Raw genomic sequence first — 13,212 nt, 5'->3', positions numbered from 1 at the left:
ACGTTCACAAATCCAAAATGAGGGAAAGAAAAAAGAAGATCTTTCTTATCTGTCCAAGTATGTCCTTTACAGGAGGATATTACATTGAAAAAAGGTCATTTTTTTGGTTTTGTAAACGAACTGTAATCGTGCTATCATTCGCCTGTTATCTTTCCGTGTTAGGGTTGTGTAGTGTTAATAAAACAAACCGAACAAGGAGGAAGACAGGATGAAGAAATTAATCGCAACACTAGCTTTTACAGGCGTGCTCGCTAGTCAACCATTGTTCAGTCATGCAGCTGAGAGCAATGACACGTTGAGGCACGGAGATATTGGACCAGAGGTAAAACAGCTTCAAAAGAAGCTTATTAATAAAGGGTATTACAAAGCAAAACACACAACGAATTTCTACAATGTTGACATAAAAAAATCTGTTATGAAGCTCCAAAAGGACGCTGGATTGAAAAAAGACGGCGTTATGGGTAAACGTACATATCAGGCATTAACTACTGTTAAAAGCAATAGTAAGGTTGCTGGTATTTCGACATCTGCTTCAGCCGATGAATTAATTAACGAAGCGAAGAAGTATTCCGGCATTTCATATAAATGGGGCGGAGAATCGCCTTCAGGATTCGACTGCAGTGGCTTCTTAGTATATGTGTTCAACAAAGCACTTGGACAAGATCTTCCTCGTACGGTTGCTGACATTCACAAACAAGGTACATCTGTAAGTGAACCACAGCGTGGGGACATCGTATTCTTTGAAACGTACAAAGCAGGTCCTTCACATGCAGGCATCTACTTAGGAGACAACAAATTTATTCACGCATCATCTTCAAAAGGGATCTCTGTTGCAGACCTAACGTCTAGCTACTGGAGTCCACGCTACCTTGGTGCGAAGCATATCATTACGAAATAAAATAGATATCAAATAGCCGCCTCTATGATAGAGCGGCTATTTTTTATGGATACAATTCCTCGGCACGACTAGAAAGGTTGCTTACGTATCGTAGATGTGCAAGTACGTTTTTCTCTTCCTCCTCATTGTAGAAAAATGAAAAATGAGCGCCCACCTTTCTAGCAAGAGATGAAAATAGATCACACATCGTAAAGACCGCTTGCCATGTGCGAAGAGCCTCTGCATCTGAATAGGTTTTGAGCACTTGCTCCCATACGTCAGGAGCTAGATACTGTTGCAGGTGCTTCCCGCTTTTTCCTGTACTCACTTGGAAATTAGTGCCTAGGCCTACGTACCAATCCAGCATCAGATGAAGCATATTTCGAAGAGGGTGTTCGAGTATGTTTTTCGCATAGGTTATTTCATTTCGCCATAACCCCTTGGCTACATATGGCATACACCACCAAAATTCATTGCAACATTCTCTAAAATGTGTTTCTGTCGGAGGTTGGACCCAATAGCTTTTGTTCGACGGGGGTAGAAGTGGTGAAAATTGTGTATCTTTATCAAGCAAAACAACGGACAGGCTATCGGTGTAAATGACTTCTCGCTTTGTCGCTGAAAGTAGCGTGAGATCAATTCGATTCCCATCTTTAAACTGCATTAAATAGGCAAAGCGATCATACGTTAGCGCACCAGTATCATCAGGAAGTTGCATAATCATCCGCTCTCCAAACACATCCACCCAGCTGTGATCCTGTATGAATAAGTCCAGATCTTTCACGATGTAAATAATGTCATAATCCTGAAAAGGGTCTTTTCTTACAGCAGAATTCACGCGAGATCCATTCATGATGACCGCTCGTATGCGATTATCTCTTTGAGCGACGTTTAAAATAAGGTGAAGCATGTCCTTTTCTGATCTCATTTTCATTCCTCCGTTTTCTTTCTTTTTGACGTTGGTTCATTATATCAAAAATCAATAAATGGATATTTATGTTAAAATGAACTTAAATTCAGCAATTTTCGATTGTTGAATAAGTACGACATAAAAACATCAGAAGGGGATTATCATGACACGTCAATTATTGATCGATGCGCCGATTCAGTTAGAAACGGAAAGGCTACTACTTCGAGCACCTAGACAGTCAGGGGACGGTAGCATTGTAAATCAAGCAATAAGGGAATCCATTCATGAGTTGAAAGTCTGGCTGCCATTTGCGCAGAAGCTTCCTACAATTGAAGAAACGGAAATGAACGTAAGAGAAGCTCATATCGATTTTCTTAAAAGAAAAAGTTTTCGTTTCTTAATCTTTCATAAAGTTACGAAGGAATTTATTGGAGTAACAAGTTTTCAAGAAATAAACTGGAACGTACCGAAATGTGAAATTGGCTATTGGATTCATACCGCGTTTAGTGGAAATGGCTACATGACAGAAGCCGTAAGAGAATTATCAAACGTCGGATTACAGCAAATGAAATTTAAAAGAATTGAGATAAGATGCGAATCGACAAACCTTAAAAGTCGTTCCATCCCGGAAAAGCTAGGCTTTGAGTTAGAAGGAATTTTAAAAAATGATGATGTATCCGCAGATGGTAGTAAACTAACGGACACGTGTATTTATTCCATTGTTTGAACAAATAGTGCATTTTTGGACTTGAAATCCATAGTCCCTAATGAACATGCATGCCAATCATATCACTTAATTTTTTCTATCATAGCACGGAGTAGGCAATAAAGAGAAACATTGTTAAAATTTCTGTCCTTATTCTTATAAAGTAGGATTGATTATGCCTTGAGAAGGGTACTATGAGAACCGTATGGATTTCTACATAACTAATCTTTTCTTGGAGACAGACTAATGAAAACACTTGAAAAACGCCGAATTGAATTTATATTTGTAGTTCTTATCATTGCATCACTTTATATGATTTTCTTTACGCAAGCCGACTTTTGGTGGAAGGTCGGATTTTGGGCCGTATACGTTATCATTATGGCTACGACGATTTTCTCACTCATGCTAGAAAATCGAACCTCTCACCATACGTTGCTGTGGATGTATGTACTTATTTTCATCCCGGTTCTTGGCTATATCTTTTATCTATACTCTGGGCAGCTGTATTTGAAGGGGTATCTGTTTCAAAATAAGCGAAAACATGACCGTGAAGCGCTTGAAAAGATGTCGAAGAAGACTCATCATCCGTCCTTATCCAACTTGAATCATCATCAACAGCAGTTTGCGGATTATGCACAACGGGCGGCTCTAACAACGATGAATACGTGCACCAAAACCCGTATTCTCAAAAACGGTGACGAAACGTTTGGTGAAATTAAAAAACAGCTAAAAAAGGCGAAGCGCTATATTCATATGGAGTACTACACGTTTCGATCCGATGAGCTTGGAAAGTCCATCATTGATCTTTTAATCGAAAAATCTCAAGAGGGCGTTGAGGTTCGTTTTATTTTCGATGGTGGTGGAAGTATAACCCTCGCAGGTGCAGATGTCGAGCGCATGAAAGAAGCCGGTATTAACGTTTATCCATTTTTGCCGATGAAGTACGGCTTCTTTAACCAGAAGTTTAATTTTCGAAATCACCGTAAAATTATTGTCATTGACGGAGAAATAGGTTTTGTCGGTGGGCTCAACGTTGGTGACGAATATTTAGGACGAAGTGAAAAGTTTGGCTTTTGGCGTGATACGCATATGATGTTAGAGGGAGAAGCCGTTCAAACACTACATGCGGTATTTCTTCTCGACTGGGCGTATGTGAGCGAAGAATTTCTTTTAGAAGACAAAAACTTCACGAAAAACTGTGAGGTGGATGAAAAAGGCTTTGTTCATATCGTGGCTAGTGGTCCAGATACGCAAGAAGATATTATTAGTGATCTCTATTACACGATGATGTCCTGTGCCACGAAGTCTATTTGGATTGCTACTCCGTACTTTGTACCAGATACGGTCATTCGAACAGCTCTTCGGGTGGCAGCTAAAAAAGGCGTTCAAGTCCGTCTAATGGTTCCAGAAATTAACGATGGATTTTTAACACAGTACGGAACCCGCTCTTACTTCCCTGAGCTCTTGAGGTATGGAGTCGAAATCTATTGCTATCAAAAAGGATTTACGCATCAAAAAGTAATGATCATTGACGGGGATATTGCTTCCGTTGGTACAGCTAATATGGATATCCGAAGCTTTCATCTGAATTTTGAAGTGAATGCTTTCCTTATGGAAACTGATTCGATTAAAGACTTAATTCAGCATTATGAAGATGATCTAAAAGATAGCGTTCGAGTTAGTCCTGTCCAATTTTATAAAAGAAGCGTGTTCGAACGAGCAAAAGAATCGTTCGCACGACTATTTTCAGGCATTCTCTAAACCAGGATCAAAAATGATCCTGGTTTTTATTTTGAAAATGAGCGTCAAACAACACTGTTGCTCTTAGGCTTCTACTAAAATGATTCCTTTCCTAAAACTTCCTCTTTTAATATAGACAAGTGACAAGGTCCTAAACAAATAGCATTCATATAATAACTTGAGACACTTTTGTCTCAAGTTATTATTTAAAAGGAGGTTAAGAGAAACGACAATGAGCTTAAATAATTTAGTTGTAAATAGCAGCTTTGAAACAGGAAGCTTATCTCCTTGGATTGGGTTTAATGCGTCAATTACTTCTGCTTACGCGCATACAGGATTTTTTTCTGTGCTTTTACAAGGAGATAATATTAATGCCTATATTTATCAATTTGTCCCTGTTACTAGCGGAGACCGTTATGAGCTACTCACTTCAATCGCTAAAGTCGGAGTAGGAACAGCACCAGCTGTCACCATTCAATTACTATATTATGATGCTTCTTTTAATTTTTTAGGATATGGGATTATTGAGAGCATTAATATTAATAGTGTTCCAGATGTAACAATTAATAATACTTGGCTAGAGACTTATCGTAACGCCACAGCTGCTCCATTAGGGGCAACCCAAGCTTTAGTTATCATCAATAAGTTACCATCTCCTGGTGTAGCTGATCTATTAGTAGATGACGTTGAACTACTGAGCGCTGTTGGAGGAGGAATTGGTCCAGCAGGCCCAACCGGAGCGACCGGAGCCACGGGAGCCACCGGACCGACTGGAGCAACAGGAGTCACTGGAGCAACAGGAGCCACCGGAGTCACGGGAGCCACGGGAGCAACAGGAGTCACGGGAGCCACCGGAGTCACGGGAGCCACAGGAGTCACTGGAGCCACAGGAGCCACGGGAGCCACCGGAGTCACTGGAGCAACAGGAGCCACCGGAGCCACCGGAGTCACTGGAGCGACCGGAGCCACGGGAGCAACGGGAGTCACTGGAGCGACCGGAGCCACGGGAGCGACCGGAGCCACGGGAGCAACGGGAGTCACTGGAGCCACGGGAGCCACCGGACCGACTGGAGCAACAGGAGTCACGGGAGCCACCGGAGCCACAGGAGTCACGGGAGCGACCGGAGCCACAGGAGCAACGGGAGTCACGGGAGCCACAGGAGCCACCGGACCGACTGGAGCAACAGGAGTCACTGGAGCAACAGGAGCCACCGGAGTCACTGGAGCCACGGGAGCCACAGGAGTCACTGGAGCAACAGGAGTCACGGGAGCCACAGGAGTCACGGGAGCAACAGGAGCAACGGGAGCCACAGGAGTCACGGGAGCCACAGGAGCCACGGGAGCCACAGGAGCAACAGGAGTCACTGGAGCGACCGGAGCAACAGGAGCAACGGGAGTCACTGGAGCGACCGGAGCCACCGGACCGACTGGAGCAACAGGAGTCACAGGAGTCACAGGAGCAACAGGAGCCACCGGACCGACTGGAGCAACAGGAGTCACAGGAGTCACAGGAGCAACAGGAGCCACCGGACCGACTGGAGCAACAGGACCGACTGGAGTAACCGGAGCCACGGGAGCCACAGGAGCCACCGGACCGACTGGAGCCACAGGAGTCACAGGAGCCACAGGAGTCACAGGAGCCACGGGAGCCACAGGACCGACAGGAGCCACAGGAGTCACTGGAGCCACCGGACCGACTGGAGTCACAGGAGCTACAGGAGCAACAGGAGTCACTGGACCGACTGGAGCAACAGGACCAACCGGAGCCACCGGAGCCACTGGGCCTATTGGGGTCACAGGAGTGACCGGAGCAACAGGAGCGATTGGTCCTACTGGACCGGGTGTTTTTCAATGGGGGCTACAAACGGTTTTTTGGGCAGATTCGAATGCAATTGGTCCAGGAACGGGTACACCATCTGATCCATTTACTTCATTACAAGCAGCAATAACGGCCGCCACAAACACTCCATATGCGGTTAATAATGGAATGCGAGCACGTATTATAATTTATATTGCGTCTAACTCTATCTTTAATGAGGACATCGTCATTCCTCCAGCCAGACATGTGCAACTTCTTGGACTAGGTCCATGGGTTCTTGGGAACGCAGACCTGATCAATTTCGGGTCGTCCACTCCACGAAACGTAACGGTGCAAACAAGTCAAGATGCTGAAGCAGTTTATATCGCTAAAGGACCTGCCTATGATGTACGTCCGGTCACAGTGATTGGAACGCTTGATAACGGTACATCTGTGAGCACACATACAAATTATACAGATGGCGCGATCATTAGTGGTAATGTGACGTTTCAAAATGTGGCGATTGTAGATCCGTTTACGACAATTGAGTTTCAGCTGCATAATGCCAATCTCGTTGGAAGTATCATTCAAGCTGGCCATCAAGGAAACCTGAACGCTTATTTTTATAATAGCCGAATCAATAGCGGGGCGGGGCAAAGCACAGTCCACAACGGTTTAAGAATTCAGCGGATGCTCGATAGCAGAGCAGATGGGGTCATCAATGTGGCTGCTTATTCTGAAATTACAAACTCTTTTATCACCAATAATGTAACAATTGGTACAGCTACCTCCGATGTTCCTCCAACGGGTATCTTTAGTAGTCAATTTGGTTCTACTCCTATCACCTGGACGGGACCGTTAGTATTAGACACAGCCTCAAATTACTACTTTGTTACGACGGGAGCCGTATTAGTCGGAACCAAAACATTATTGTACAACATCACCTAATCGTTTAATAGCTATGATGTGGATCAACCTTTGTATGGTCGATCGCATCATGGCTTTTTTTTCGAAAAGAGTTGACCTTCACGCTCCGGTAAGGTGTAGGGTAGTAGTTGAGGAGGGGAATGAGATGGAGTATACGATTCAAAAGATGGCCCGTTTAGCTGGTATTAGTACCCGAACACTTCGCTATTACGATGAAATTGGATTATTAAAGCCAGCGCGAGTCAATGCAGCAGGTTATCGGATTTATGGTTTAAAGGAAGTGAATCTTTTACAACAAGTATTATTTTACCGAGAATTAGACTTTAACCTAGAAGAAATCAAACACATTATTTATTCACCGCAGTTTGATCATGAAGCCGCACTTCACGATCACCATCAGAAACTACTTGAAAGACGAGAACAGCTTAATCAATTAATCCGTAACGTGGAGCAAACCATTTTACAAGTAAAAGGAGAGAAGAGTATGACGGACCAAGAGAAGTTTGAAGGCTTTAAAAAGGAGATAATGGAAAAAAATGAACGCGCATACGGAGATGAAGTTCGTGAAAAGTATGGAGATAAGGAGTTACAGGCGGCCAACCAAAAGTTCCAAAAGATGACGAAGAAAGAATATGAGGATGCGACCTTGCTAGAACAACAACTTCTGCAACGTTTAAAAGAAGTCCTCCCAACCAACGACCCTACCAGTGATCAAGGTCAGCATCTAGCAGAAATGCATAAAAAATGGCTGAGCTACTATTGGGGCCACTATTCAAAACAAGCTCACGCCGGTCTTGCTAACATGTATGTCCAAGATGAACGCTTCAAATCATATTATGATCAGCACGGAGAAGGCGCAGCGCAGTTTCTCCGGGATGCGATTGTTCACTATACAAGATAATCCGTAAAAACGAGCATTGATTTAGTTCAATGCTTTTTGATTTGTTGAAAAACAGAGTCTCTCTTTCTTACGTATAGAGCTATCACGATAATTAGAAACAAAATGTGTTCTTCCAACGAGGCATATCACTTTATTCGTAATGCTGACGATAAAAAGCCTAATCACGGTGATTTATCAGCATTGTAAAAATAAAAAAAGGAAAAAAACGGATGAAAACAGAATATATCCTATTGTTGGAAACTGAAGGTGAGTCAATAAATGAGTCTGTTCATGTCGTTCGCTTAGGAGTGATTGGATTTGTATGATGTGATTATAGTTGGAACTAATACAGTAAGCTTGGCTATTGCTTTATCCATTTATAAAAAAAATCCGCACGCAAAAATTGCTATTTTAGAGCGCGATTCTATGCTCTCATCCTTGTATTCACAGCAGGATCTTATCATACACTCGGTAGAAAGTGATGAAAATGCTTACTATAAGTTATTAATGAATGAAGGCTATTACATGTTATTGGAATATTGCAAGCATCATGAGATTGAATACAAAGTTTACGAGAAAATGGTTGTGGCTTCTCAACAAAATAGAAATGACTTTCAAAGCGAGAAGAAGCAATCCGCGTTAATAGATGATCACTGGGAGACGAAAAAAGCAAATATCGCCGTTCTTAGTCTTCAACATCTGTACGAAAAAATGCTGAATGAAATTAAAGAATATGGCGGAGATGTATATTTTCAATCCCCAATTTTATATATTAAGGAACGCAAAAAAAATGTAGAAGTTGTTACGAGTACAAATATATTTGAAGGTAGCTATTTGATTAATTGTGCTGGCTTTTATGCGGACCGAGTGGCAAGACTATCTGGCTATAACTTCAAGCTTCAAAAACGAACAACACGCTCAGAATATTATCGGTTAGGGATGAATGAGTCGGTTAATCAATTTATCACCTCGTTACGAACGACATCTAAACAGCATCTGCAGTTTCAAATGTTCAAAGGGGCTGATGAAGACTCGGTTATTCGTATTCATCGCGAAGAAACGATTGAGAATCCGATATTGCGAAAATGCCTGCAAGTGTTTAAGAATAAGCATTCTGACAAACAACAAAATCTCTTAATGCTCGCGAAGTTCTATGTGAATGAGGGAATTGAAGATGTCACTAAAGCCTTTTCTAAGAGAAAGATTGTGGATGAAGTTCAGCGATTTATTCCACATTTTTCGCCCGCACACCTTCACTCAAAGAAAGCTACCGTCGTAAACTACCATTACAGCAATTATTCTAGTGAAGATGAATTTCATCTTTTTTACGAGAAGTATTCAGCGCATCTTTGTATCTCTTCTCTCATTGCAGGTAATATGTCCTTTGCGATCGGAAGCGAAATCGCCAAAAAAGTAGAATTCAGTCAGCTGTTCCCAGCACGCTAATGAACGAGGTTACATACTCTCTGTAGATCAATTGATTAAATGAACGTTATCCGTATAAAAAGATTGAGGAGATGCTAAATGAAAAATGTAAAATCATTTCTAAAAGAACCGTTATCAATTACAGGCTTCTCTTTTTGCTATTATCAGCAGGTCAATCTACAAGAAGAAATTAAGCGCCACATTTATAAACAACTATACGTAAAACCTTCAGAGAGTACTAGTTCTTCAACTACTGTAAAAATTAGTTACCATGCTTGGATACGCTGGAATGAATGCATCGGTCCAGCAATAGGGTGGGACGAATTGAAGCGGCTATGCGGACAACTCGCGCTGCTGCCAAAGCGAATACAGCTGTTCCAAAACTATGGATTAATTGATGAAGATATTTGTTTTCTTTACACGCTCTGCGATGATACGGTCGAAATTACTGCATTCTATGGCCGACTTTGCTTATATCCAGAGCTAACCCGCTTGTTAAAGGATGAAGAGGTGTTATCAAAGGACAACCAAATTTCATTCTCACCGTCTATTTTAAAAAGACAGACAGCTCCAATTGTTCCTGTTGAGATGATCACGTATGAAAGTGATGACGGTATGTATCAGCTTGAAAAGTATCAGGTGATGACCCAGCATGGAACGGTTAAATCGATTTTCTTTCTACTGAATATAACGACTAAAACGGTTATAAGCTTTGATACAAAGCACCTTCATCTATCAATGCTTTCAAAAGTTACCTTATATGTACTGTGGGTAATGGGGTATGAAAAACTGGTGGTTGATCATATGAATGTGTACTATTCCAAAAAACAACATGCGGATCTGCGCCTTGCATGTAAGGTGTAAGTGAAACAAAATATGTGAAAGCTTTCCCAATTTGTGATAGTTTATTACATAGAGGTGTTTTTCTCATCTCCTATTTGACTTTAAAATGAAACATTATTAACCGTTTTGTAAAAATACTGTTTATTTAGACCCTTTTCTTTGTTAGAATGAACGTGTTATTCAAATGTCGATTAATTACAGCCCTTCATTTAAAAGAAGAATACTTCCTAAAATGTTGGGCTTGTTTTATAAACGCAAGAAGAAGCGAAACGCTGGGTTTAAGATAAAGTGAAGGAGGAATAAAGATGAAGGACGTTATTGAACTTCTTTTAACACTCGGAATTGTTGCGACTGTTGTGCATGCGCTTGACCTTTTCCCGTCAAAAAAATAAGTAGCTAGTTTACAAGATAGATGTTTTTGAAGAGAAGAAGGATTTTTCTGCCTATCCTTTGAATACACTACATATAACGACTGGTAGTGAAAAATAGGGAGGCTAAATAATGGAGAATGTCTATTTTTTTACCGGATTTCCTGGCTTTATTGCATCTCGCTTAGTAGAATGCCTGATTAAACAACACGATGCATCACATATTTACTTATTGGTTCAGCCAAGCTTCGTGACAAAGGCTGAGCTAGAAGTCCGTCGGCTCGTCGCCAATAGTACGACCTCATTTCATCTGTACACCATTATACCTGGTGATATTACGAAACCTCACCTAAACATGCCTCATCATATTCAACAAGAAATTACGCAGCAAATTACCCACGTCTTTCATCTTGCGGCCGTTTATGATTTAGCCGTTCCCGAGAATATTGCATACGAGATCAACGTCAACGGAACAAAACATGTGAATCAGTTTGTTTCCACACTTCCTCATTTACAGCGCTACACGTACTTCAGCACCGCATATGTGTCAGGTACGCGAGAAGGAACGATACTCGAAACAGAACTTGAGATGAATCAGCGCTTTAAAAATCATTACGAATCCACCAAGTTTCAGGCTGAAAAACTCGTTCAGTCTATTTCCATCGATTCTCCGACTACCATTATTCGTCCTGGCATCGTCAGAGGAGATTCCCAAACAGGGGAAACCATTAAGTTTGACGGCATTTACTTTTTGCTGAACCTTTTTGATAAAATACGATCCTTTCCCATCATTCCGTATTTAGGAAGAGGAGATGCACAAGGTAATTTCGTTCCGGTCGATTATATTTTACAAGCTACGCTCTATCTGTCACATGTCGACAATGGAATAGGAAAAACATATCACTTAACAGACCCAAATCCCTATACGATGAAAGAAATTTATGAAATGATGATGCAGGAATATTTGAATCGTCGACCAAAGGGGGTACTTCCGCTTGCTTTAGCAAAGACGGGTCTTTCACTTAGTACCGTTCGGAAATGGCTTCGCGTTGAAAAAGAAGCGCTAGATTATTTTACATGTAAGGCCGAGTATGATTGTACACAGGCAACGGAAGATTTAAAAGGCTCTAATATTCGCTGTCCTGATTTTAAGAAAACCATTGCTTCAATGCTGCCATTCTATGAGCAATACAAACATGACCCGACAAAACATCTAACGATTCAGTAATAAATAGAAATAGGAGAAATGATCAAAACTTGTCTGCATATATATATAGAAATCCACATTCAAACAAAAAAGCTTAAAAACGAAACGGATGGTTTATATACACATGCCTGTAGGCTCCTTTATTTAGCAGAATAACGCATTATATGTCACTTGTAGAAATAGAGGGTTCTGGTACAAGGGAGGACAATCATGATTGAATCCTATTATTCGCCGTTTGTCGGAACAGATGGCAGAAAGAAAACGATTTATGAGTTAACCTTTGATGACCTCCATCAAATTCAAAAAAATGAGATTGAAGAAGGGTATCAGATCGAGTATAAACGGGAAATCAGCCCCACCGTACGCAGAAAAATCCCGAATATCATTGCTTCGTTTGCAAATGAAATAGGGGGATGGTTGTTTTTTGGAATTGATGAAGAAGATCGGTCCATCAACTTAATTGAAAAGAAAAGCTATGAACTGCTTATTAACAATATGCTAAAGGACGCTACGAATCCTATTCCGCGCATTGTGGCACGATTTTTGACACCTCCGAATGAAGCGAATCACGGTGTATTTGTTATTTGGATTCCGGAGGGGAATAATCCTCCTTATATTTCTTATGGAAAGATTTATAGGAGGATTGGAAGCAGCTCGTCTCCTGTGAAGGAAATTGAAGATCGCTATCATCTCGACCGGTTATATCAGAAGTCAGAAGAGAGAATGAGGAAAATGGAAGAGTTTTGCACGAAGGAATTAACGATCTACAACAGAAAGTGGCCTGTACACGGTAAGTCTTATGTCCACTTTGGAATGTGCAACATGTATTTAATTCCTACATATGATTTAAAGCTAACTGCGCGGTTGGAGCCTGAGGAGCTAAAGCAATATATTTTAAAAAAGTCGAAGCAAAAAAAGTCATACACGATCAAGCAAAATGCACTTGTATCAATGAACCTGCCTTTTTTAAAAGCCTCTTATTCAGCTGAATCCATCGTTTTTCGAAATTCAGATTTAATGGATGCCTATGATCGGACGATTGCTTGGGAGCAATTTTTTAACGGATCGGCCAAATTTCACATCCCAATACCGTATCAGCCGTCTCCCGAATCTGTTATTCACGAAATACAAAAGAACGCGTCAAACTACGTAGATGAAGAAATGTTTTTTCAGTTTCAGTATGTCGACGCGAAGCAATTTCTATCTGCTGTACTTGGCTGCTTTATTGAATATTTCGAATGCATGAAAAACCTCAGCAATGAATTAGACGAAATGATTATTGTCATTGATTTGGACAATATTCGTAACGATGTTTTATACTTCGATACCGCTTCGTTCCGTGAGTTCGTGCGAAGAGAAGGAATTGTATTTTCAGATAAAAACAAATATCGTTTCAATAAATCATATCTCACAACCAAACTAGTATCCTATGATTTGATGGGGCTTCTTCAATATTTCGACCAAGTGATTAATGCATTTGGATTGTCAAAATTAACCGGCATGGAGTTATTTTTGGATTCTATGCAGTAAA

10 protein-coding genes are annotated in these 13,212 nt (G+C 41.1%); 9 read left to right on the top strand and 1 reads right to left on the bottom strand.

Features of this window, described 5'->3' with window-relative positions; translation table 11 throughout:
• Positions 1-208: 208 nt before the first annotated feature.
• Positions 209-898: a C40 family peptidase gene (locus tag IE339_RS15060; protein ID WP_242168791.1), complete on the top strand. Its 690-nt coding sequence runs from the start codon at positions 209-211 to the stop codon at positions 896-898.
• Positions 899-941: 43 nt separating this feature from the next.
• On the opposite strand, the gene IE339_RS15055 is transcribed toward IE339_RS15060, so the two are convergent.
• Entirely contained in the window at positions 942-1,805 is an 864-nt protein-coding gene (locus tag IE339_RS15055; RefSeq protein ID WP_242168789.1) for an aminoglycoside 6-adenylyltransferase, read from the bottom strand.
• 145 nt (positions 1,806-1,950) lie between these two features.
• On the opposite strand from IE339_RS15055, the gene IE339_RS15050 reads away from it, so the two are divergent.
• From IE339_RS15050 to IE339_RS15015, 8 genes are all read left to right on the top strand, one after another.
• On the top strand, positions 1,951-2,514 hold the full coding sequence (locus IE339_RS15050; RefSeq protein WP_242168787.1) for a GNAT family N-acetyltransferase: 564 nt from the start codon (positions 1,951-1,953) through the stop codon (positions 2,512-2,514).
• Positions 2,515-2,739: 225 nt separating this feature from the next.
• The gene (gene cls, locus IE339_RS15045) at positions 2,740-4,254 is read left to right on the top strand and encodes a cardiolipin synthase (protein ID WP_242168785.1); all 1,515 of its coding nucleotides are present in this window, start codon (positions 2,740-2,742) and stop codon (positions 4,252-4,254) included.
• A gap of 211 nt (positions 4,255-4,465) precedes the next feature.
• Complete coding sequence (locus tag IE339_RS15040; RefSeq protein WP_242168783.1) at positions 4,466-6,979, top strand: NTTRR-F1 domain; 2,514 nt, start codon at positions 4,466-4,468, stop codon at positions 6,977-6,979.
• Positions 6,980-7,103: 124 nt separating this feature from the next.
• Positions 7,104-7,859 carry a MerR family transcriptional regulator gene (locus IE339_RS15035; RefSeq protein WP_242168781.1) on the top strand — a complete coding sequence of 252 codons (756 nt, stop codon included), beginning with the start codon at positions 7,104-7,106 and terminating at the stop codon, positions 7,857-7,859.
• A 306-nt stretch (positions 7,860-8,165) separates the two neighbouring features.
• A complete protein-coding gene (locus IE339_RS15030; RefSeq protein ID WP_242176210.1) occupies positions 8,166-9,284 on the top strand; it encodes an FAD-dependent oxidoreductase in 1,119 nt (372 codons plus the stop codon).
• Between the two features lie 78 nt (positions 9,285-9,362).
• Positions 9,363-10,127: a hypothetical protein gene (locus IE339_RS15025; RefSeq protein WP_242168779.1), complete on the top strand. Its 765-nt coding sequence runs from the start codon at positions 9,363-9,365 to the stop codon at positions 10,125-10,127.
• 480 nt (positions 10,128-10,607) lie between these two features.
• Complete coding sequence (locus tag IE339_RS15020) at positions 10,608-11,702, top strand: SDR family oxidoreductase (protein ID WP_242168778.1); 1,095 nt, start codon at positions 10,608-10,610, stop codon at positions 11,700-11,702.
• 189 nt (positions 11,703-11,891) lie between these two features.
• Complete coding sequence (locus IE339_RS15015) at positions 11,892-13,211, top strand: ATP-binding protein (protein ID WP_242168775.1); 1,320 nt, start codon at positions 11,892-11,894, stop codon at positions 13,209-13,211.
• Position 13,212: the final 1 nt, after the last annotated feature.

It is taken from the genome of Priestia koreensis (assembly GCF_022646885.1).
GTDB classification, from domain to species: domain Bacteria; phylum Bacillota; class Bacilli; order Bacillales; family Bacillaceae_H; genus Bacillus_AG; species Bacillus_AG koreensis_A.
Note: the sequence above shows the minus strand (reverse complement) of the source record. Positions and strands in the feature narration are given on the sequence as shown.

What these genes read in the sequence shown, in the direction of transcription:
- IE339_RS15040 (WP_242168783.1), top strand. Translation starts at nt 4,466, where the DNA reads ATGAGCTTAAATAATTTAGTTGTAAATAGCAGCTTTGAAACAGGAAGC.
- IE339_RS15015 (WP_242168775.1), top strand. Translation starts at nt 11,892, where the DNA reads ATGATTGAATCCTATTATTCGCCGTTTGTCGGAACAGATGGCAGAAAG.
- IE339_RS15050 (WP_242168787.1), top strand. Translation starts at nt 1,951, where the DNA reads ATGACACGTCAATTATTGATCGATGCGCCGATTCAGTTAGAAACGGAA.
- IE339_RS15035 (WP_242168781.1), top strand. Translation starts at nt 7,104, where the DNA reads ATGGAGTATACGATTCAAAAGATGGCCCGTTTAGCTGGTATTAGTACC.
- IE339_RS15025 (WP_242168779.1), top strand. Translation starts at nt 9,363, where the DNA reads ATGAAAAATGTAAAATCATTTCTAAAAGAACCGTTATCAATTACAGGC.
- IE339_RS15060 (WP_242168791.1), top strand. Translation starts at nt 209, where the DNA reads ATGAAGAAATTAATCGCAACACTAGCTTTTACAGGCGTGCTCGCTAGT.
- IE339_RS15055 (WP_242168789.1), bottom strand. Translation starts at nt 1,805, where the DNA reads ATGAGATCAGAAAAGGACATGCTTCACCTTATTTTAAACGTCGCTCAA.
- cls (WP_242168785.1), top strand. Translation starts at nt 2,740, where the DNA reads ATGAAAACACTTGAAAAACGCCGAATTGAATTTATATTTGTAGTTCTT.
- IE339_RS15020 (WP_242168778.1), top strand. Translation starts at nt 10,608, where the DNA reads ATGGAGAATGTCTATTTTTTTACCGGATTTCCTGGCTTTATTGCATCT.